The organism is Streptomyces sp. NPDC003032 (assembly GCF_053591415.1).
The window spans coordinates 86,339-106,995 of the sequence record NZ_JBSFTT010000014.1 but is presented as its reverse complement, the minus strand read 5'-3'; the positions used below and the strand labels follow the sequence as shown (position 1 = coordinate 106,995).

The 20,657-nt window shown below is 68.8% G+C and carries 19 protein-coding genes; 9 read left to right on the top strand and 10 right to left on the bottom strand.

Features of this window, described 5'->3' with window-relative positions:
• The first annotated feature begins 4 nt into the window (after positions 1-4).
• Together ACWDZ7_RS21155 and ACWDZ7_RS21150 are read left to right on the top strand one after the other, a co-directional pair.
• Positions 5-1,261 carry an MFS transporter gene (locus ACWDZ7_RS21155; protein WP_451798840.1) on the top strand — a complete coding sequence of 419 codons (1,257 nt, stop codon included), beginning with the start codon at positions 5-7 and terminating at the stop codon, positions 1,259-1,261.
• 114 nt (positions 1,262-1,375) lie between these two features.
• The gene (locus tag ACWDZ7_RS21150) at positions 1,376-1,870 is read left to right on the top strand and encodes an LppU/SCO3897 family protein (protein WP_451798839.1); all 495 of its coding nucleotides are present in this window, start codon (positions 1,376-1,378) and stop codon (positions 1,868-1,870) included.
• A 101-nt stretch (positions 1,871-1,971) separates the two neighbouring features.
• Here the strand turns inward: ACWDZ7_RS21150 and ACWDZ7_RS21145 are convergent, their stop codons facing one another.
• Positions 1,972-3,414 (bottom strand): CCA tRNA nucleotidyltransferase, encoded by a 1,443-nt coding sequence (locus tag ACWDZ7_RS21145; RefSeq protein ID WP_451798838.1) that lies wholly within the window; start codon positions 3,412-3,414, stop codon positions 1,972-1,974.
• A gap of 193 nt (positions 3,415-3,607) precedes the next feature.
• On the opposite strand from ACWDZ7_RS21145, the gene ACWDZ7_RS21140 reads away from it, so the two are divergent.
• From ACWDZ7_RS21140 to trxA, 7 genes are all read left to right on the top strand, one after another.
• Positions 3,608-5,956 carry a DUF6049 family protein gene (locus tag ACWDZ7_RS21140; protein WP_451798836.1) on the top strand — a complete coding sequence of 783 codons (2,349 nt, stop codon included), beginning with the start codon at positions 3,608-3,610 and terminating at the stop codon, positions 5,954-5,956.
• 48 nt (positions 5,957-6,004) lie between these two features.
• A complete protein-coding gene (gene murJ / locus ACWDZ7_RS21135; protein WP_451798835.1) occupies positions 6,005-8,365 on the top strand; it encodes a murein biosynthesis integral membrane protein MurJ in 2,361 nt (786 codons plus the stop codon).
• Positions 8,366-8,483: 118 nt separating this feature from the next.
• Positions 8,484-10,199, top strand: a complete 1,716-nt coding sequence (locus tag ACWDZ7_RS21130; RefSeq protein WP_451798833.1) for a protein kinase family protein — start codon at positions 8,484-8,486, stop codon at positions 10,197-10,199.
• A gap of 65 nt (positions 10,200-10,264) precedes the next feature.
• On the top strand, positions 10,265-10,975 hold the full coding sequence (sigM, locus tag ACWDZ7_RS21125; RefSeq protein WP_451798832.1) for an RNA polymerase sigma factor SigM: 711 nt from the start codon (positions 10,265-10,267) through the stop codon (positions 10,973-10,975).
• On the top strand, positions 10,972-11,940 hold the full coding sequence (locus ACWDZ7_RS21120; protein WP_451798831.1) for a hypothetical protein: 969 nt from the start codon (positions 10,972-10,974) through the stop codon (positions 11,938-11,940). Before sigM ends, ACWDZ7_RS21120 begins: the two co-directional genes overlap by 4 nt.
• A 186-nt stretch (positions 11,941-12,126) precedes the next feature.
• Positions 12,127-13,089, top strand: a complete 963-nt coding sequence (gene trxB / locus ACWDZ7_RS21115; protein WP_451798830.1) for a thioredoxin-disulfide reductase — start codon at positions 12,127-12,129, stop codon at positions 13,087-13,089.
• A gap of 38 nt (positions 13,090-13,127) precedes the next feature.
• A complete protein-coding gene (gene trxA / locus ACWDZ7_RS21110; RefSeq protein WP_451518343.1) occupies positions 13,128-13,460 on the top strand; it encodes a thioredoxin in 333 nt (110 codons plus the stop codon).
• Between the two features lie 113 nt (positions 13,461-13,573).
• Here trxA and ACWDZ7_RS21105 read toward each other — a convergent pair whose 3' ends face one another.
• The 9 genes from ACWDZ7_RS21105 to rpmH form a co-directional block, all read right to left on the bottom strand.
• Complete coding sequence (locus tag ACWDZ7_RS21105; protein WP_451798829.1) at positions 13,574-14,191, bottom strand: GNAT family N-acetyltransferase; 618 nt, start codon at positions 14,189-14,191, stop codon at positions 13,574-13,576.
• A gap of 308 nt (positions 14,192-14,499) precedes the next feature.
• Positions 14,500-15,630 carry a ParB/RepB/Spo0J family partition protein gene (locus ACWDZ7_RS21100; RefSeq protein WP_451798827.1) on the bottom strand — a complete coding sequence of 377 codons (1,131 nt, stop codon included), beginning with the start codon at positions 15,628-15,630 and terminating at the stop codon, positions 14,500-14,502.
• Entirely contained in the window at positions 15,627-16,703 is a 1,077-nt protein-coding gene (locus tag ACWDZ7_RS21095; RefSeq protein WP_451798825.1) for an AAA family ATPase, read from the bottom strand. The genes ACWDZ7_RS21100 and ACWDZ7_RS21095 overlap by 4 nt, the downstream gene beginning before the upstream one ends.
• Before the next feature lie 286 nt (positions 16,704-16,989).
• Positions 16,990-17,709, bottom strand: coding sequence for a 16S rRNA (guanine(527)-N(7))-methyltransferase RsmG (rsmG, locus tag ACWDZ7_RS21090; protein ID WP_451518340.1), 720 nt, complete (start codon positions 17,707-17,709; stop codon positions 16,990-16,992).
• Positions 17,710-17,809: 100 nt separating this feature from the next.
• Positions 17,810-18,325, bottom strand: coding sequence for a Jag family protein (locus ACWDZ7_RS21085; protein WP_451798823.1), 516 nt, complete (start codon positions 18,323-18,325; stop codon positions 17,810-17,812).
• 14 nt (positions 18,326-18,339) lie between these two features.
• Complete coding sequence (gene yidC, locus ACWDZ7_RS21080; RefSeq protein ID WP_451798821.1) at positions 18,340-19,656, bottom strand: membrane protein insertase YidC; 1,317 nt, start codon at positions 19,654-19,656, stop codon at positions 18,340-18,342.
• Between the two features lie 3 nt (positions 19,657-19,659).
• A complete protein-coding gene (gene yidD / locus ACWDZ7_RS21075; protein ID WP_451798820.1) occupies positions 19,660-20,016 on the bottom strand; it encodes a membrane protein insertion efficiency factor YidD in 357 nt (118 codons plus the stop codon).
• Entirely contained in the window at positions 20,013-20,384 is a 372-nt protein-coding gene (rnpA, locus tag ACWDZ7_RS21070; protein WP_451798818.1) for a ribonuclease P protein component, read from the bottom strand. Before rnpA ends, yidD begins: the two co-directional genes overlap by 4 nt.
• 21 nt (positions 20,385-20,405) lie before the next feature.
• Positions 20,406-20,543: a 50S ribosomal protein L34 gene (rpmH, locus tag ACWDZ7_RS21065; protein WP_006381191.1), complete on the bottom strand. Its 138-nt coding sequence runs from the start codon at positions 20,541-20,543 to the stop codon at positions 20,406-20,408.
• Between the last annotated feature and the right edge of the window lie 114 nt (positions 20,544-20,657).

Genomic DNA, 20,657 nt, shown 5'->3' with positions numbered 1-20,657 from the left:
GGCCATGGCTGTCGTCGGTGACCTGCGTGTCCTGCTGCGCCTACGGGACTTCCGGCGCCTGCTCGCCGTGCGGCTGATCTCCCAGAGCGCGGACGGCGTCTACCAAGTCGCCCTCGCCACGTACGTCGTCTTCTCACCGGAGAAGCAGACCTCACCCGGAGCGATCGCGTCCGCGATGGCGGTGCTGCTCCTTCCGTACTCGCTGATCGGCCCCTTCGCGGGCGTGCTCCTGGACCGCTGGCAACGCCGGCAGGTGTTCCTCCACGGCAATCTCCTGCGAGCGGTGCTGGCGGCGCTCACCGCCCTGCTGATGCTCAGCGGCGTCCCCGACTGGCTCTTCTACGCCTCCGCGCTCTGTGTCACCGCCGTGAATCGATTCGTCCTCGCCGGGCTGTCGGCCGCGCTGCCCAGGGTCGTCGACGCAGACCGCCTGGTCATCGCCAACTCCCTCTCGCCGACCGCGGGCACGCTCGCCGCGACCGTGGGCGGCGGCCTCGCCTTCGTCGTGCGGTTGGCAGGTCCGGACTCGGACGCGGCGGTGGTCCTCCTCGGAGCCGTCCTGTACCTCTGCGCGGCGTTCGCCTCGCTCCGCATGGCCCGGGAACTACTCGGGCCCGATCCCGAATTGTTGCGGCCCCGGCTCGGTGAAGCGCTGGTCGGCACGGCGCACGGCCTGGGAGCGGGAGTACGACACCTGGCGCGGCGCCCTGCGGCAGCCCGCGCGCTGGCCGCCATAACGGTGATGCGGTTCTGTTACGGCGCGCTGACGGTCATGGTCCTGATGCTGTGCCGGTACGCCTGGACCTCATCGGAGTCCGACGGGCTCGCGCTGCTCGGGCTCGCCGTGGGCATCTCCGGGGCCGGGTTCTTCGTCGCGGCCGTGGTGACGCCGTCGGCGGTGGGGCGGTTCGGGGCAGGTGGGTGGATGGTCGTCTGCGCGGGCACGGCAGCGGTCCTCGAACCGGCGCTCGGCCTCTCCTTCGCGCCGGCCCCGCTTCTCATCGCCGCCTTCGTCCTCGGCCTGACGACCCAGGGCGCGAAGATCGCCACCGACACGGTGGTTCAGTCCTCGGTGGTAGACGGCTTCCGCGGCCGGATCTTCTCCCTCTACGACGTGCTCTTCAATGTCGCCTTCGTAGGAGCGGCCGCGGTGGCCGCACTGATGCTGCCGCCTGACGGCCGATCGGTTCCGCTTGTCGTCACCGTGGCTCTGCTGTACGCAGCGGTTGCTGCTGCTATGGCCCGGTTTGACGTGCAGTAAGTGTCACATCAGTGCCACAGAGCCTCTCTCGGCTTCAGAGATGTCACCGCCTCCCGATAACTTACGGGCGTCGTATTCGCGCCATCGCGCTCTCGTTCGAGGGGGATCCCCAAAGTGACCACTCCGCCGCCCCAGGGCCAAGCTCCGTACCCGCCCCAGGGCCAGAACCCCTACGGCCAGCCCCAGGCCGGCGCGCCGTATCCCCCGCAGCAGGGCCAGCCGACTGCTCCGCAGCAGCCGTACCCGGCCTTCAACCAGGGGGCGCCGGTTCCTCCGCCGGCGGCCCCCCGCCGAGGCGCCAAGAAGTTCCTTCTGCGCATCAGTGGCTTCATCCTGGTCGCCATCCTCATAGCCGTCGGCAAGTGGTACTTCGGACAGAGCGACGCCGAGACGACCTCCGTGGGCGCTTGCATGCACAACAAGGGCACGGAGTTCACTCCTGATCTGCAGGAGGTCGACTGCTCATCGAGCGACGCCGACTTCAAGGTGGTCGAGAAGTTCGACGACACCAGCGACAGCGACAAGTGCAAGGCCGTCAAGACGTCCGAGATCGCCTATTACCAGGAGGGCAAGGGCCACAATCTGGTGCTCTGCCTGAAGAAGAACTAGGACAACGTCCAAGGGGCGGTGTTTCACGGTTTCACGTGAAACACCGCCCCTTGGCATGTCCTGGGTACTGCGGGTGTTTCACGTGAAACACCCGCCTTGCCTTACTCCTGCGAGGCCCACCACTGCTTGAGCGCCGCCACCGCCGCGTCCCGCTCCATCGGCCCGTTCTCCAGCCGCAGTTCCAGCAGGAACTTGTACGCCTTGCCGATGGCCGGCCCGGGGCCGACGTCCAGGACCTGCATGATGTCGTTGCCGTCCAGGTCGGGGCGGATCGAGTCCAGCTCCTCCTGTTCCTGGAGGCGGGAGATGCGCTCCTCCAGGCCGTCGTACGCGCGCGACAGGGCGTTCGCCTTGCGCTTGTTGCGCGTCGTGCAGTCCGAGCGGGTCAGCTTGTGCAGGCGCTCCAAGAGCGGTCCCGCGTCGCGTACGTAGCGGCGTACGGCCGAGTCCGTCCACTCGCCCGTGCCGTAGCCGTGGAAGCGCAGGTGGAGTTCGACGAGGCGCGAGACGTCCTTCACCAGCTCGTTGGAGTACTTGAGCGCCGTCATGCGCTTCTTGACCATCTTGGCGCCGACCACCTCGTGGTGGTGGAAGGAGACCCGGCCGTCGCTCTCGAAGCGCCGCGTCCTCGGCTTGCCGATGTCGTGCAGCAGCGCCGCGAGCCGCAGCGTCAGGTCGGGGCCGTCCGTCTCCAGCGCCATCGCCTGTTCGAGAACGATCAGCGAGTGGTCGTAGACGTCCTTGTGCCGGTGGTGCTCGTCCCGCTCCAGGCGGAGCGCCGGGAGCTCCGGCAGGACCCGCGCGGCGAGCCCCGTGTCGACGAGGAGGGCGAGGCCCTTGCGCGGGTACGCGGAGACGATGAGCTTGTTCAGCTCGTCCCGGACGCGCTCCGCGGAGACGATGTCGATGCGCTCGGCCATCGCCTTCATCGCGGCGACGACCTCGGGCGCCACCTCGAAGTCCAGCTGCGCGGCGAACCGCGCGGCCCGCATCATCCGCAGCGGGTCGTCCGAGAAGGACTCCTCGGGCGTTCCGGGGGTGCGCAGGACGCGCTCGGACAGGTCCTCGAGCCCGCCGTGCGGGTCGACGAACTCCTTCTGGGGGAGCGCCACGGCCATCGCGTTCACGGTGAAGTCACGGCGGACGAGGTCTTCCTCGATGGAGTCGCCGTAGGACACCTCGGGCTTGCGCGAGGACCTGTCGTACGCCTCCGACCGGTACGTCGTGACCTCGATCTGGTAGCCCTCTTTCTGGCAGCCGACCGTCCCGAAGGCGATCCCGACCTCCCACACCGCGTCCGCCCACGGCCGGACGATCTTCAGTACGTCCTCGGGGCGGGCGTCGGTCGTGAAGTCCAGGTCGTTGCCGAGCCGGCCCAGGAGGGCGTCCCTGACCGAGCCACCGACCAGGGCGAGAGAGAACCCGGCCTCCTGGAAACGGCGGGCAAGATCGTCCGCGACAGGGGACACACGCAGCAGTTCGGTGACCGCGCGGCGCTGCACCTGGCTCAGTGCGCTGGGATTTTCTTCGTTGGCGTTCGGCACAACAGAAAAGGGTACGTGCCCCGGGCGCCCCGAGCCGACCCGATTCCGAGCGGCCCTCCCAAGGCCCGTGCCGCCGCTCCGGCCGAGTCTTCCGATCACGTGGAGCAGTCCGCGGCACTTCGCCACAGCGCGCATCGTTACCATGCGTGGACGCACAACCGACGACCACTGACGACGAGGGACGGGCGAACGCGTGGCCGAGGCGGCAGACTTCCCGGGGACAAGCCCCTCACCTGCCCGCCGGTGGCTGCGGCGCACCGCAGCACTGCTGGTGGGTACCCCTTTGCTGGCCGGTCTCCTGCAGGCCCCCACAGGCCCCGTCGCGCACGCCACCGCGCCGAGCGCGATGGCCGACGCCATCGGCTCCAGGACCGTCGACGTCTCCCTGGACAAGCTCACCCCGACCGCCCCCGGTGAGGACGACACGCTCACCGTCTCGGGCACCGTCACGAACAACGGCAAACAGACGGTGACTGGCGCCCAGGTCGGACTGCGGGTGGGGCCGACCGTCAGCGGTCGGAGCGGGATCGACAGCGCCGCGAAGCGCACGGGCTTCCAGCCGGGGGCCGACGGCACGGAGGTCGGCGGCAAGTACGTCGACAAGTTCGCCAAGCTCGTTCCCGGCGTCCGGCAGGACTTCAGCATCTCCGTGCCCGTCAAGGCCCTGGACCTCGGTGCCGACGGCGTCTATCAGCTCGGCGTCGCCCTCACCGGTCAGAGCGCCGCGCAGCCCTACCCGCAGGTGCTCGGCATCGAGCGCACCTTCCTGCCGTGGCAGCCGGAGGCCGCTGACACGAAGACGAAGACGACGTATCTGTGGCCGCTCATCTCCGACACGCACCTCACGGCGAAGACGGAGTCCGACGAACAGCAGACGTCCGTCTTCAAGAACGACGATCTGGCCGACGAACTCGCGCCGGGCGGCCGGCTCCAGCAGCTCCTGGCTCTCGGCAGTGACCTCGACGTCACCTGGGTCATCGACCCGGACCTGCTCGCCTCCGTGGAGGCGATGACCGAGGGGTACCGGATCCAGAATCCCGACGGGAAGACCAGCAGGGCGGGCAAGCACCAGGCGGTGGCCAAGGAGTGGCTGAACGACCTGGAGGCCGCCGTCAAGGGCAAGAAGGTCGTCGCGCTGCCCTTCGCCGACCCCGACCTCGCCTCCCTCGCGCACAGCGGCAGGTCCGTCAGCGGTTCCCTCAGCCACCTGAAGGAGGCCACCGACGCCGGGGCCAAGGCGGTGGTGACGACCCTGCACGTCAAGCCGAGCACGGACTTCGCGTGGCCGGCCGAGGGCGCGATCGACCCGTCCATCGTCGATGTCTCCACCTCCGCGGGCGCGCACACGGTGATCGCCCGCAGCGACAGCCTGCGCGAGACCGGCGGCCTGGCGTACTCGCCGACCGCGGCCCGGCCCATCGGGGGCGGAACGACCGCCGTGGTGGCCGACGCACGCCTCTCCACCGCCTTCCAGGGCGACATGACGCGGGCCGAGAACTCCACACTCGCCGTCCAGGAGTTCGTCGCCCAGAGCCTGATGATCAACCTGCAGGACCCCGGAAAGCAACGCAGCATCGTGGTCGCCCCGCAGCGCATGCCCACGGCCAGCCAGGCCCAGGCCATGGAGAAGGCGCTGACCACCCTCCAGGACGAGCAGTGGACACAGTCCGAGGACCTCACCGCAGCGGCGAAGGAGAAGCCGGACCCGCGGGCCACGACCCGGGTGCCGTCGACCGGGTCGTACCCGGCGTCGCTGCGCAAGCAGGAGCTGCCCCAGTCGGCCTTCGAGTCGATCAGGGAAACGCAGAGCATGCTCGAGCGCTTCCAGGTGATCCTCAGCGAGGAAGACCGCGTGATGACCCCGTTCGGGAGGGCCATAGACCGTGAGATGTCCACGTCCTGGCGCGGCCGCCCGGCAGAGGCGACCACCTACCAGAACAACGTCAAGAGCCATCTGCGAGAGCTCGCCGGTCAGGTGTCTCTCATCGACAGGTCCGACGCGAAGCTCTCCGGGCGCAGCGCGACCATCCCGGTGTCCGTGCAGAACAACCTGGTGCAGGGCGTCGAGCACCTGACCCTGCGCCTGTACTCGCGGAATCCCACGCGACTGAAGATCGGCGACGGGCAGTTCGAGGAGCACCCGGTCAAGATCGCGGGCGGTCACTCGCAATCGGTGAAGTTCACCACCACGGCCAACGCCAACGGCCCGGTCCCGGTCTACGCCCAGCTCTACACGGAGGACGGGGAGCCCTACGGAGACGCCGTGGAGTTCGAGGTCAACGTCACCGAAGTCACCCCCACCGTGATGCTCGTCATCGCCGGCGGTCTCCTGCTGCTCGTCCTCGCCGGATTCCGCATGTACACCCAGCGCAAGCGCGCGGCGCGGAAGCAGGCCGCCCAGGAGGGCCCGGACGAGGGACCCGACGGCGAATCCGGCACCGCGTCCGGGGAGAACGGCCCCGAGCAGCCGAGTGACCCGACAGCGGACACCGCTCCGGAAAGCACGGGCCCATCGGACACGGGTGAGAGAGTGGACCGTTGAGCGATGTCGTGGCCGGTGGGCCCGGGGACGATGAGGTGGGGTAAAACCATGAACGCGCCGTACGACGGTGACCGTGGCCAGGGCTCGGGCGGCTCTGCCTCGCCCGGGGACCCGCCCCAGGACTCTGCCGACCACGGGCAGCAGGTTCCGCCGCAGCCCGCGCCGGACATGTACTTCCAGGACGCCTACGACCAGGATCCCTACCGGGCGCAGGACCTCTCCGCCCAGGACCCGGTGACCGAAGCGCTCTACGACCGTGCGGCACACCCCCCACCGCCGCCCGGCGCTTATCAGCAGCCGCTCTACGCCCAGCCGCCCACCCCTGAGCACGCCCCGGACCCCCACGTGTGGGCGCAGACCCCGCCCCCCGAGCCGGAGGGCCCCACCCGGCACCTTCCGTACGGCGACGATGCCCGTACGACGCAGTTCGTGGGCGTCGACGATCTGGTCACCCAGGCCGGTGAGGAGCGCCACGAGCCGGACGCCTTCGCGCACCTCTACCGCGACCAGCAGCCCGGCGGCTACCGCGGCCACCAGGTCGGTTACCAGCAGGGCGGGTACCCCCAGGACAACGGGTACCCGCAGGACAACAACGGTTACCCGCAAGGCAGCGGGTATCCGCAAGGCAGCGGATACCCCCAGGAGAGCGGCTACCCCCAGGGCGGCTACCAGCAGCCCGCCCCCAGTGGCTACCCGCCCGCCGACCAGCCGGTCGTCCCCGCTCCAGCGCCACCCCCGGCACCCGCACCCGCGCCGGCGCCCGCCCCCCAGTCGGGCGGCCGCGCGTCGAGCCTGCTCAAGTCCAGTGCCGTCATGGCGGCGGGCACACTCGTCTCACGCCTCACCGGCTTCGTCCGCTCCGCACTGATCGTCTCGGCGCTCGGCGTCAGCCTGCTCGGTGACACCTTCCAGGTCGTCTACCAGATCCCGACGATGATCTACATCCTCACCGTCGGCGGCGGCCTCAACTCCGTGTTCGTCCCGCAGCTGGTGCGGTCCATGAAGGAGGACGAGGACGGCGGCGAGGCGTACGCCAACCGCCTGCTGACCCTCGTCATGGTGGCGCTCGGCCTGCTCACCGCCCTGGGCATCGTCCTGGCTCCCCATCTGGTGCGAGTGATGTCCGTCCCGGTCGCCAACGACCCGGCGGCGACCGAGGTCGGCACCACGCTGCTGCGCTACTTCCTGCCCTCGATCTTCTTCATGGGCATCCACGTGGTGATGGGCCAGATCCTCAACGCGCGCGGCAAGTTCGGCGCGATGATGTGGACCCCGGTCCTCAACAACATCGTCATCATCGCCACACTCGGCATGTTTATCTGGGTCTACGGGACCGCGGCGACGTCCGACATGTCCGTCGAGACCATCCCGCCGGAGGCCGAGCGCCTCCTCGGTGCCGGTGTCCTGCTCGGTCTCGTCGTGCAGTCCCTGGCGATGATCCCGTATCTGCGCGAGACCGGGTTCAAACTGCGTCCGCGCTTCGACTGGAAGGGCCACGGTCTGGGCAAGGCCGCCAAGCTCGCCAAGTGGACGATCCTGTTCGTGCTCGCCAACCAGGCTGGCGCCCTCGTCGTCACCCAGCTGGCCACCTCCGCCACCGTCGACCTGCGCTCGGCGAGCGGCATCGGCTTCTCCGCCTACGCCAACGCCCAGCTCATCTGGGGGCTCCCACAGGCGATCATCACGGTGTCCCTGATGGCGGCTCTGCTGCCCCGGCTGTCCCGCTCGGCCCAGGACGGGGACTCCGGCTCGGTCCGTGACGACATCTCCCAGGGCCTGCGCACGACGGCGGTCGCGATCGTTCCCATCGCCTTTGGGTTCGTCGCGCTCGGCATCCCGATGTGCACCTTGATCTTCGGCTCCTCCGGCAGCGCCGCGGCCACGAACATGGGATACATGCTGATGGCCTTCGGCCTCGGCCTGATCCCCTACTCCGTGCAGTACGTCGTGCTGCGTGCCTTCTACGCCTACGAGGACACGCGCACGCCCTTCTACAACACGGTCATTGTCGCCGCCATGAACGCCGCCGCCTCCGCGGCCTGCTACTTCGTCCTGCCCACCCGCTGGTCCGTCACCGGCATGGCCGCCGTCTACGGCCTCTCCTACGCCATCGGCGTGGGAGTCGCCTGGCAGCGGCTACGGAAGCGGCTCGGCGGCGACCTGGACGGCTCCCGCGTACTGCGTACGTATGCCAGGCTCGGCATCGCCGCTCTGCCCGCGGCGATTCTCGGCGGTGGTGCCGCGTACGCCATCACCAGGACACTCGGGCAGGGCACCCTCGGGTCGCTGGCGGCGCTGGTGGCGGGCGGTGCCGTACTGCTCGGCGTCTTCTTCATCGCCGCCAAGCGCATGCGCATCGAGGAGCTCAATTCCATGGTCGGCATGGTCCGCGGCCGTCTCGGTCGCTGAGATGAGGAGTACCGCACAACCATCGCCGGCCACCGCGTGTCGTGCATAGCACCGGACTGTGGGCACAATTGGCTTTGGCGTCTGACGAAACGCAACGGATGGGGAGGCAGGACCGACGGTGGCGGAACGGAGCACGGCTGCCGTCGACGTGGCAGACAACAGCGGTGAAGAGCCGCTGACCGCCAAGGCGGAGCAGCCCACGGCCGACGGGGTGGCCCAGACCCGGGAGCGGGACACGGCAGCAGACGAAGACGCGGCGAAGACCGAGAAGCCCACGAGCCGTGGGGCCTCCTCACCCCCAGAACTGCACAGCGGCCATAAGCTCGCCAGACGCTATCGACTCGAAGAGTGCGTCACCCGTCTGGACGGTTTCAGCAGTTGGCGCGCGGTGGACGAGAAGCTCCGCCGTGCCGTCGGCGTGCACTTGCTGCCCGCGGATCACCCGCGGGCCCGCTCGGTGCTCGCGGCGGCCCGCTCCTCGGCCCTCCTCGGCGACCCGCGTTTCGTGCAGGTCCTGGACGCGGTCGAGGAGAACGACCTCGTCTACGTCGTCCATGAGTGGCTTCCGGACGCCACGGAGCTCACCGCGGTCCTCGCGGCGGGCCCGCTGGAGGCGCACGACGCGTACCAACTCGTCAGCCAGGTCGCCCAGGCCATGGCTGCCGCGCACCGCGAAGGGCTCGCCCATCTGCGGCTGACCCCGAGCGCCGTGCTGCGCACCTCCTCGGGGCAGTACCGCATCCGCGGTCTCGCCGTGAACGCCGCACTGCGCGGCATCAGCTCCGAGACACCGCAGCGCACGGACACAGAGGCGATCGGCGCTCTCCTGTACGCCTCGCTGACCCAGCGCTGGCCGTACGAGGACGACGCCTACGGCCTCTCCGGGCTTCCCAAGGACGTCGGCCTCATCGCCCCCGACCAGGTGCGCGCGGGCGTCCACCGCGGCCTCTCCGAGCTCGCCATGCGGGCGCTCGTCAACGACGGCGCGACCGCGTCCCGCCAGGACCCCCCGTGCGCGACGCCGGAGGAGCTGGTCAAGGCCATCGGCGAGATGCCGCGCATCCGCCCGCCGGAGCCCGTCTTCACCGCCCCGCCCGAGTACCAGCGCACCACGTACCAGCAGGGCACCTACGGCCGCCCCGCGGCCCATCCGGGCGTCACCCAGCCCGTGCCCACTCCGCCGCCCCCGCTGCAGAGCCGCACCGGCAAGGCCCTCAAGTGGGCCGTCTCCGCGCTGCTCATCGCCGCGCTCGGCCTGGGCAGCTGGCAGCTAGCGGACGCCCTCATGCACAGCGAGAAGTCCAACGACTCCAATAAGACACAGACGACCGACGGCGGCGGCGACAAGGGCCGCCCCAAGCCCCTGAAGCCGCTCAGCATCAAGGGCGGTCAGGAGTACGTCGTGAAGGGCGACCCCCAGGACCCCGAGAGCATCGGGAACACGTACGACGAGGACCGTGCCTCACTCTGGCGCACCAAGACGTTCAACGACGGTCCGAAGCTCGCCCCGTTCAAGCCCGGTGTCGGTATCGTCTACGACCTCGGCTCCGAGCAGAACGTCTCGGCGGCGTCGATAGCCCTTCAGTACGGCGGGCCCCACACCACGGTCTTGCTGTACGCCACGGATTCGCTGACGCCTTCGGCGCCGATCGGCTCCATGAAGAAGATCGGCGGCGTCAGCACGTCGGGCAGGACCGCGAAGATCAAGGCCAAGAAGCCCGTGAAATCGCGGTATGTGCTCCTGTGGATGACAGCGGTTCCGAGGTCCGACCGCGACGGGTACTACGGAGCAGGGTTCAAGCAGGCCATCACGGACGTTCGACTCAAGGGCTGAGGGCTCGGCTCGGCGAAGCTCACTGGGGGAGGGGTTCGACGGTGGATGGCACCGCGCGTGGTGACATGAGCGACCAGGACCTCCTCGCTGCCCATGTCGCCGGGGACAAGGACGCCTTCGGTGAGCTCGTACGGCGCCACCGGGACCGGTTGTGGGCCGTGGCGCTGCGCACCCTGGGGGACCGTGAGGAGGCGGCCGACGCGGTGCAGGACGCCCTTGTCTCGGCCTACCGCGCGGCGCACACCTTCCGCGGGCAGTCGGCCGTGACGACCTGGCTGCACCGGATCACCGTCAACGCCTGCCTCGACCGGGCCCGTAAGGCGGCGTCCCGCAAAACGTCCCCGATCGACGACACCGAGCGCCTCGAACAGCTCCTGGAACCGGAGGAATCGGCTGCCGCCCCGGTCGAGCGGGGCGATCTGCACCGAGAACTCCAGGAAGCGCTCAGCACACTCCCTCACGACCAGCGTGCCGCTCTCGTCCTGGTCGACATGCAGGGTTATCCGGTCGCTGAGGCCGCCCGCGTCCTGGACGTGCCCACCGGCACGGTCAAGAGCCGCTGCGCCCGCGGAAGAGCCAGACTGCTGCCGCTGCTCACCCATCTGCGTACGGGTACACGCACGCGGGAAGGGGACAGCGGCGAGGACGGCCGAGGTGAGAAGCCCGGCTCAGGAAGGAACCGGACGCAGGGGATGTCCGTCCCACCGGCAGCAGGGCCACGGGATGCGGGACCAAGCGATTCAGCTGCTGTGAAGGGCGGAGGTGGGCGAGCGTGACAGCCACGACCGATTCGGCCGGGCACCCGGAGGTCGCCGAGCTCTCCGACCTGACCGAAGGTCTGCTCTCCCCGTCGCGCACGAGCGACGTGCGACGGCATCTCGACGGCTGTGGGCTCTGCGCCGACGTCTACGCCTCCCTGGAGGAGATCCGCGGCCTGCTCGGCACCCTGCCCGGCCCGCCCCGTATGCCCGACGACGTCGCAGGACGCATCGACGCGGCTCTGGCGGCCGAAGCGCTGCTGGACGGCACCGCCCCCGATGCCTCCCCCGATGGCCTTGCCGCAACGGACGTGGGGGCCGAGCCCGAGCCCACACCTGCCACTCCGACGCCCGCCCCGGCGCATGTTTCACGTGAAACATCTCCCGGCTCCGCCCCTCGCACATCCGCCGACCGTCCCGCCGGACGTCCTCGCGCGGCCACCGGTCCGGGGCGCGGTGGCCAACCGCGCCGCACTCGCCGCCGTACCGCCGTGCTCGGCGCCGTCTTCACCGCTGCCGCCATCGGTCTCGGCTCGCTGCTGATGCAGACCGTGGGCAGCGATTCGCCGGGCACGTCCGCCGGTCGACAGGACACCGCGGACTCCTTCTCCGAGGGAAAGCTCAAGGGACGGGTGGCCGACCTCCTCGCCGAAAGCCCCGCCAAGGAGACACCCGGCGAGAAGTCGGACGGGTCCAAGCCGACCTTCGACACCCGCTCCAGTCAGGAGTCCCCGCCGGCCAACTCCCGGCTGCGCGGGGAGACAGTCCAGGTGCCGGAGTGCATCCAGCGCGGCATCGGTGCCAGGACACCGCTCGCCGCCGAGGAGGGCTCGTACGAGGGCAAGCGTGCCTACCTCGTCGTGGTGCCCCATGACTCCGACGCCGCCCAGGTCTCCGCGTACGTCGTCGACGCCACCTGCGTGGGCAAGACCTCACCCCGCGCGGGCAAGGTCCTTCTGACGCACTCCTACCCTCAGGGCTGACCGTCCCAGGACCGCCTCTAGGCTGATTCCTGGGCTGACTTCGGGGCCCCTTTGTCACCGCTGCTCCGTACGCGTGGACACGTCGGGGAATGCATGCCCCGTAGGATCCGTTGGGTGGGGTGAGTAGTCCTGAGACAGGCACCCACCAGCAGTACGCAGCAGTCCCCAGAGACGAGGAATCAAGCCGTGACCGACGTCCGTAACGTGATCATCATCGGCTCCGGGCCCGCCGGCTACACGGCGGCGCTCTACACCGCGCGCGCGTCGCTGAAGCCGCTGGTGTTCGAGGGCGCCGTCACCGCAGGCGGTGCGCTGATGAACACCACCGAGGTGGAGAACTTCCCTGGCTTCCAGGACGGCGTCATGGGCCCTGAGCTCATGGACAACATGCGTGCCCAGGCCGAGCGCTTCGGCGCCGAGCTCGTGCCCGACGATGTTGTCGCCGTCGACCTCAGCGGCGAGATCAAGACCGTGACGGACACCGCGGGCACTGTGCACCGCGCGAAGGCCGTCATCGTCACGACCGGCTCCCAGCACCGCAAGCTCGGCCTGCCGAACGAGGACGCCCTCTCCGGACGCGGCGTCTCCTGGTGCGCCACCTGCGACGGCTTCTTCTTCAAGGACCAGGACATCGCCGTGATCGGCGGCGGCGACACCGCGATGGAGGAGGCCACCTTCCTCTCGCGCTTCGCCAAGTCCGTGACGATCGTGCACCGCCGTGACAGCCTGCGCGCCTCCAAGGCGATGCAGGAGCGCGCCTTCGCCGACCCGAAGATCAAGTTCGTCTGGGACAGCGAGATCGCCGAGATCAAGGGCGAGCAGAAGCTCTCCGGTCTGACGCTGCGCAACCTCAAGACGGGCGAGACGTCCGAGCTGCCGGTGACCGGCCTGTTCATCGCGATCGGCCATGACCCGCGCACGGAGCTCTTCAAGGGCCAGCTGGAGCTGGACGACGAGGGCTACCTGAAGGTCGAGGCGCCCTCGACGCGGACGAACCTGACCGGTGTCTTCGGCGCGGGCGACGTCGTCGACCACACGTACCGCCAGGCGATCACGGCGGCCGGCACCGGCTGCTCCGCCGCCCTCGACGCCGAGCGTTTCCTCGCTGCCCTCGCCGACAGCGAGACCGCGACGGCTGTCACCGTCTGACCCCCTCTTCCCCACCGCACCAAGTTAAGGAGACTGCCGTGGCCGGCACCCTCAAGAACGTGACCGACGCCTCCTTCGAGGAGGACGTCCTCAAGAGCGACAAGCCCGTACTGGTGGACTTCTGGGCTGCCTGGTGCGGCCCGTGCCGCCAGATCGCCCCGTCCCTCGAGGCGATCGCGGCCGAGCACGGCGACAAGATTGAGATCGTCAAGCTCAACATCGACGAGAACCCCGGCATTGCCGCCAGGTACGGCGTCATGTCCATCCCGACCCTGAACGTGTACCAGGGTGGCGAGGTGGCCAAGACCATCGTCGGCGCCAAGCCGAAGGCCGCGCTCGAACGCGACCTCGCGGACTTCATCGCCGAGTAGTCGGCGACAACGTTTCACGTGAAGCACGATGTTTCACGTGAAACACGAATGGACCAGTCCCTCCGGGGGCTGGTCCATTCTGTCTGTGCGGGCCCCTCAGCGAAGAGCGACTGTCAGAGCGGTCGGAGCGCGGGTTCCTTCTGCACTGCTCCCAGCAGACGATCCAGTGCCAACTCGACGTCTTCCTTCCAGGAGAGCGTCGTCCGCAGCTCCAGCCTCAGCCGTGGGTAAGCGGGGTGCGGGCGGACCGTCTTGAACCCCACCGCCAAGAGGTGCTCCGCCGGCAGCACGCACGCCGGCTTCTCCCACCGCGCGTCACCGAAGGCCTCGATCGCCTTGAACCCTCGGCGCAGCAGATCCTTGGCGACCGTCTGCACGATCACCCGGCCGAGTCCCTGGCCCTGATAGCCGGGCATGATCCACGCCGTCATCAGCTGTACGGCGTCCGGGGACACCGGGCTCGTGGGAAACGCGGTGGACCGAGGAACATACGCGGGAGGTGCGTAGAGCACAAAGCCCACCGGCACGTCGTCGACGTACACGACCCGACCGCAGGACCCCCACTCCAGCAGGACCGCGGAGATCCACGCCTCCTTCTCCAGCTCCGGGGTACCGGCCTTTACCGCGGCCTCGCCGCTGACCGGGTCCAGCTCCCAGAAGACGCACGACCGGCAGCGCTGGGGAAGGTCCGGGAGGTTGTCCAGCGTGAGCGGTACGAGCCGACGCCCCATGAAGGCGGTTCCTCACTTTCCTCGCCCGCCGCGCTGCGGGCGGCTGTCAGAGCGCTGCGTTCCCGGATCAGGCTGCCGACGAATCCGCCGACCGCTCCCAGCCCCAGGCCCGCGGTCATCAGTCCGGTGCGGCTCATCGTTCGCATGGCCCCCGCCTCCCCAATGAGGTGCCGTCAGGTGGATGCGCCATACCCGAACGCATCGTATCCACGAAGTGATTCCATCGATACCGTAAGAAAGCAAAGAGCGGGCCGTGTTCCGGTGGATACCGGACACGACCCGCTCTCATGAAGCCAGTGCCCTTGCGACTAGGCCTTGCCGTCCTCGGAGGCGCCTTCCGAGGCGTTCTCCGGGCCGTCCTCGTCTTGTCCGTTCTGAAGGACAGGCCCTTCGCCCGGAGCCAGCGTGCTGAGGATGCGCTCCAGGTCCTCCAGGGAGGCGAAGTCGACGACGATCTTGCCCTTCTTCTGGCCCAGATCCACCCGCACCCGGGTTTCGAACCGATCGGAGAGCCGGGTGGCGAGGCTGGTGAGAGCCGGCGAAAGCCGGGTACCGGCGCGCGGCCCCTTGGCCTTCGGAGCACTCTGGGGCCGCGACCCCATGAGGGTCACGATCTCCTCGACGGCCCGCACCGAGAGGCCTTCGGCCACGATCCGGTGCGCGAGCCGGTCCTGTTCCTCCGAGTCCTCGACGGAGAGCAGCGCACGGGCATGCCCTGCGGAGAGAACCCCGGCGGCCACCCTGCGCTGCACGGCCGGCGAGAGCTTCAGCAGACGCAGCGTGTTGGAGACCTGCGGACGGGACCGGCCGATGCGGTCCGCCAACTGGTCGTGCGTGCAGTTGAAGTCCTTGAGCAGCTGGTCGTAGGCGGCGGCCTCTTCCAACGGGTTCAGCTGGGCACGGTGCAGGTTCTCCAGCAGCGCGTCCAGGAGGAGCTTTTCGTCTTCAGTAGCCCGCACGATCGCCGGGATGCGCTCCAGGCCCGCCTCCCGGCAGGCCCTCCAGCGCCGCTCGCCCATGATGAGCTCGTAGCGCGCGGGGCCCAACTGGCGTACGACCACCGGCTGGAGGAGGCCGACCTCCTTGATGGAGGTCACCAGCTCCGCGAGGGCATCCTCGTCGAACACCTCACGTGGCTGCCGAGGGTTGGGCGAGATGAAGTCGAGCGGCAGCTCGGCGAAGTACGCACCGGCCACCGGTGCGTTCTCCGGTGCCTGCGCGGTCTGCTGAGGCGGCTCCGCCGTTTCACGTGAAACGGAGTTCTGCGGGAGCGCCGTCACCTTCGCGGCAGCGACCCCCCGCTCAGCAGTGAGCACAGGCACAGCCGTAGGGGAGGAGGCCGAGGCACCCGCCGCGCTCTGCGGGATCTGCCGCTCTGTAGGGGCTGCAGGGATCAAGGCGCCGAGGCCCCGCCCCAGTCCTCTCCGTCGCTCGCTCACTGCATCCCCTCCGTCATGCTGTGCTGGTCGTTCTGAGCGCCCGTCTGGGCGTGTTGGACGTCGTAGCTCACTCCGACTCCGCGCAGCGCGATTTCGCGTGCCGCTTCGAAGTAGGAGAGGGCGCCACTCGATCCAGGATCGTAGGTGAGCACCGTCTGGCCGTAGCTCGGCGCCTCCGAGATGCGGACCGATCTCGGGATGCTGGTCCGCAGGACCTCGCTGCCGAAGTGGCTGCGCACCTCGTCCGCCACCTGGGAGGCGAGCCGGGTCCTGCCGTCGTACATGGTGAGCAGGATCGTCGAGACATGCAGGTTCGGGTTGAGGTGACCCCGCACGAGGTCGACGTTGCGCAGGAGCTGGCCGAGGCCTTCCAGTGCGTAGTACTCGCACTGGATGGGGATCAGCACCTCCGCGCCGGCCACCAAGGCGTTGACCGTCAGCAGGCCGAGCGACGGCGGGCAGTCGATGAGGATGTAGTCCAGCGGCTGCTCGTACGCCTGGATGGCCCGTTGCAGCCGGCTCTCCCGTGCCACCAGCGACACCAGTTCGATCTCCGCACCGGCGAGATCGATCGTGGCGGGGGCGCAGAAGAGACCCTCGACATCCAGCACCGGCTGGACGACATCGGAGAGCGGCTTGCTCTCGACCAGGACGTCATAGATGGACGGCACCTCGGCGTGATGGTCGATACCGAGAGCGGTGGAGGCGTTGCCCTGCGGATCGAGGTCGATCACCAGGACGCGTGCGCCGTGCAGAGCGAGTGAGGCGGCGAGATTGACGGTCGTCGTCGTCTTGCCCACCCCGCCCTTCTGGTTGGCGACCACCATGATGCGGGTCCGCTCGGGCCGTGGCAGGCCTTCGCCCGCGCGGCCGAGCGCTTCGACCGCCAGTTGGGCAGCACGACCGATGGGTGTGTCGTCCATCGGGGTCGGTGTTTCACGTGAAACATCCTCCCCCACCGACTCGGTACGGGGACCGGGGACCGGATCGGTCATCGGTCCCGCGATGTTGGCGTCGGACCGCAAGGATTCACTCTCCTCGACATCAGGCTCGCAATGAACAGAGCCTCCCATGCTTTCGGGGTCGTGAACCAGCGAGGCCCGGTCTTCTGTGGACGAATCCACCTCTGTGGACAACTCCGTCCCCTTATCGAGGGAACCAAGTGGTCGACGGTCGCGAGGTTCCGCGGCGCGGCCGCGACTGATGATGCCATGCAGCAGTGAGCGACGTTTCACGTGAAACACGATGCACGGCAGCCGGGGTGCCGCTGGTGCGACACCCCGGTATGCGTACGTTTGGCAGCTTTTGTGGAGTACAGCTCGCCGTCAAACAGCCGCCAGAGCGGCAATCATGAGCGAGTCAGCCGCGGCGGCGGCGCGCACGACCGGTGCGAGCGGCCTTGGCCCGCTTCGCCGCGAAGCGCACACCGCCCGGGCTCTCCCCCACCTCGACCCGTACGACCGTGGACAGCGGATCCACCACGCCCTCGCCGACATGCAGGACGGAGGTGCCCACCGCGCCGAGCTTGCTCAGGGCGGACCCCGCGGCCTTGACCTCTTCCTCGGCGGTGTCGCCCTTGAGGAGCAGCATCTCGCCGTACGGACGCAGCAGGGGAACGCCCCAGGCCGCCAGGCGGTCCAGCGGGGCGACGGCTCGCGCGGTCACCACATGGACGGGAGGCAGCTTGCCGAGAACTTCCTCGGCGCGGCCCCGCACGACCGTCACATGGTCGAGTCCGAGCAGCTCGACGACCTCGGTGAGGAAGTTCGTGCGCCGCAGCAGTGGCTCAAGGAGCGTGATCTTGAGGTCCGGGCGGACGAGGGCCAGCGGGATGCCGGGGAGTCCGGCGCCGGAACCGACATCGCACACCGTGACGCCCTCGGGCACGACTTCGGACAGCACCGCGCAGTTCAGCAGGTGCCGCTCCCAGAGCCGGGGCACTTCCCGGGGTCCGATCAGGCCTCGCTGCACTCCCGCATCGGCGAGCAGCTCCGCGTACCGGACCGCGTCCGCGTAGCGATCGCCGAATACCGTCCGGGCCTCTTCAGGCGCCGGGGGAAGCTCCGCTGCCTCCGTCACGGGGACCGTCCTTCCGTACCGCACTGGGGTGGCTGACTATCGGGCTGACAAAGTCCGGCCCCGCCTGTGAACAGACGGGGCCGGATATACGCGGTGCCGCTCAGGCGGGGAGTACGACGACGAAGCGCTGCGGCTCCTCGCCCTCGGACTCGCTGCGCAGACCGGCGGCCTTGACCGCATCATGCACGACCTTGCGCTCGAACGGCGTCATCGGCTTGAGCTTGGCCGGCTCGCCGGAGCTCTTGACGTCGGCCGCGGCCTTGGCCCCGAGCTCCGATAGCTCCTCGCGCTTCTGGGCGCGGTAGCCCGCGATGTCCAGCATCAGGCGGCTGCGGTCACCGGTCTCACGGTGCACGGCGAGACGTGTGAGCTCCTGGAGGGCCTCCAGGACCTCGCCGTCACGGCCGACCAGCTTCTGCAGGTCACGGCTTGCGGTGTCGCTGATGATGGAGACAGCGGCCCGGTCGGCCTCGACGTCCATGTCGATGTCGCCGTCGAGGTCGGCGATGTCCAGCAGACCCTCGAGGTAGTCCGCCGCGATCTCGCCCTCCTGCTCGAGGCGGGTGAGAGTGTCGCCGGCCTCGGCTGCGGCGGAGGTGGTGGTGCCTTCCGTCACTGGATGGACTCCTTCTACTTCTTGGAGGACGGGTGCTTGGGCCGCTGCTGGCCCTTGCGCTGCTGTCCCGACTTGGCTTTGCTGCGCGTACCGGAGCCGGGCTTGTTGCCCGTCGTGTTGCTGCCCGTCGTGTTGCTGCCCGTCGGCTTGGCCGGGGCGACGTCCTCAGGCTGATCCTGAGCCTTCTCCAGCGACGTCTTGGGCGCCTCTTCGGCATCCGCCCTGGCGGCGGCCTGTGCGATGGCTGCCTGGCGCTTGGACTTGCTCTGGCGCTTGGGCTGCTGGCGCTTCGGGGCGCCGGACGCCGTTGCTCCGTCCTCAGTCTCCGCGGCGACGGCGGTCTCACTCTCCACCACGGTGCCATCGGCCTGGGCCGCGAGGCCCGCCTTGGTCAGACTGTTGATGAACTTGCGCTCGAAGTCGTTGCGGTCACGACCCTTGGCGACGATCGCCTTGATGACGTTCGTGTTGCCACGCCCCCGCACCTTCTTGTGGTGCGTGACCTGCTTCTGCAGACGCTCCAGGAAGGCCTCCTGCGCCTTGGAGCCCGGCGTCGGGTTCCTGCGGATCACGAACATCTGCTGGCCCATGGTCCACACGTTGGTGGTCAGCCAGTAGACGAGGACACCGACGGGGAAGTTGATGCCGAACACGGCGAACATGATCGGGAAGACGTACATCAGCATCTTCTGCTGCTGCATGAACGGCGTCTTGACCGTCGTGTCCACGTTCTTCGTCATCAGCTGGCGCTGCGTGAAGAACTGCGAGGCCGACATCAGGACGATCATGACCGCCGTGATGACACGGACGTCCGTGAGAGAGGCACCGAGCGAGGCGACCTTGTCGGCGCCATCCGTGAACTTCGCCGCCAGCGGCGCCCCGAAGATGTGCGCCTTACGCGCGCTCTCCAGGAGCGGGCCGTCGATGACGCCGATCTCCTTGCCCGTCGCGATGCCGTTCAGCACGTGGTACAGGGCAAAGAAGAACGGCGACTGCGCCAGGATGGGAAGGCACGAGGAGAGCGGGTTGGTACCCGACTCCTTGTACAGCTTCATCATCTCTTCGGACTGGCGCTGCTTGTCGCTCTTGTAGCGCTCCTGGATCTTCTTCATCTCGGGCTGCAGGGTCTGCATGGCCCGAGTGGCCTTGATCTGCTTCACGAAGAGCGGGATCAGGCAGATACGGATCAGGATCACCAGGGACACGATGGACAGGCCCCAGGCCCAGCCCGTGTCGGGACCGAAGATCTTCCCGTACACCGAGTGGAACTGGACGATGACCCACGAGACTGGTGTCGTGATAAAGCTGAAGAGACTGGCAATCGTGTCCACTAATCAAGCTCCTTGAGCATGGGACGGGGTCTCGGTCTCGGCGGCCGGGCCCGGGGGGAGAACCCCGGTCGGCACGCCTGCGGCGGAGGGCCCGCCCTTGCGTTCGCGCCAGGCGGCGCGCAGCATCTCGTGCCACCGCGGGCGCTTGCGCGGCGGGACATGGTCGACACCGCCCAGCGACCACGGATTGCACCGCAGAACGCGCCAGGCGGTGAGCGCCGTTCCCTTGATCGCACCGTGCCGGTCGATGGCCAGGTAGCCGTAGCGGGAACACGACGGGTAGTACTTGCACACCGGGCCGAGAAGTGGACTGATCGTCCACTGGTACAGCTTGATCAGGGCCAATAGTGGGTACTTCATCGCGCGCCCCCTCCCAGCAACCGCTGCAAGGCGGCATCCAGGTCTCGGGCCAGCTGTGCATGGTCGGCGTCGCCCGCTCCGGGCAGCGCTCGTACGACTACCAGGCTACCGGGGGGCACGGAGGCCAGCCGGTCGCGCATGAGATGGCGAAGCCGGCGCTTCACGCTGTTGCGTACGACCGCGCCGCCCACGGCCTTGCTGACGACGAAACCCGCACGTGTCGGGGGAAGGGTCTCCCCAGGCACGTGCGGGTCCGTTGCGCCGCTACGTAGATGGACGACGAGGAGCGGGCGTCCGGCCCGGCGTCCTCGGCGTACCGCGGTCGCGAAGTCTTCGCGCCGCCTCAGCCGATGCTCGGTAGGCAGCACGACGTCATGACCTGACTTGGATCAGGCGGACAGGCTGGCGCGACCCTTGCCACGACGGTTCGCGAGAATCGCGCGGCCGGCACGGGTACGCATCCGCAGGCGGAAGCCGTGGGTCTTGGCGCGACGGCGGTTGTTCGGCTGGAAGGTGCGCTTGCTCACTCGGGGGCTCCAGAAATGATTGTGGGTGGCGGGACATCGCCTGGCTGTCACCGTGCGCCCACGAGAAGCTCGCGAATACGCACCGAGTGCACCGCTTCACAATCACAGATCGTG

What these genes read in the sequence shown, in the direction of transcription:
- ACWDZ7_RS21155 (WP_451798840.1), top strand. Translation starts at nt 5, where the DNA reads ATGGCTGTCGTCGGTGACCTGCGTGTCCTGCTGCGCCTACGGGACTTC.
- murJ (WP_451798835.1), top strand. Translation starts at nt 6,005, where the DNA reads ATGAACGCGCCGTACGACGGTGACCGTGGCCAGGGCTCGGGCGGCTCT.
- sigM (WP_451798832.1), top strand. Translation starts at nt 10,265, where the DNA reads ATGAGCGACCAGGACCTCCTCGCTGCCCATGTCGCCGGGGACAAGGAC.
- ACWDZ7_RS21105 (WP_451798829.1), bottom strand. Translation starts at nt 14,191, where the DNA reads ATGGGGCGTCGGCTCGTACCGCTCACGCTGGACAACCTCCCGGACCTT.
- ACWDZ7_RS21095 (WP_451798825.1), bottom strand. Translation starts at nt 16,703, where the DNA reads ATGGGAGGCTCTGTTCATTGCGAGCCTGATGTCGAGGAGAGTGAATCC.
- yidD (WP_451798820.1), bottom strand. Translation starts at nt 20,016, where the DNA reads ATGAAGTACCCACTATTGGCCCTGATCAAGCTGTACCAGTGGACGATC.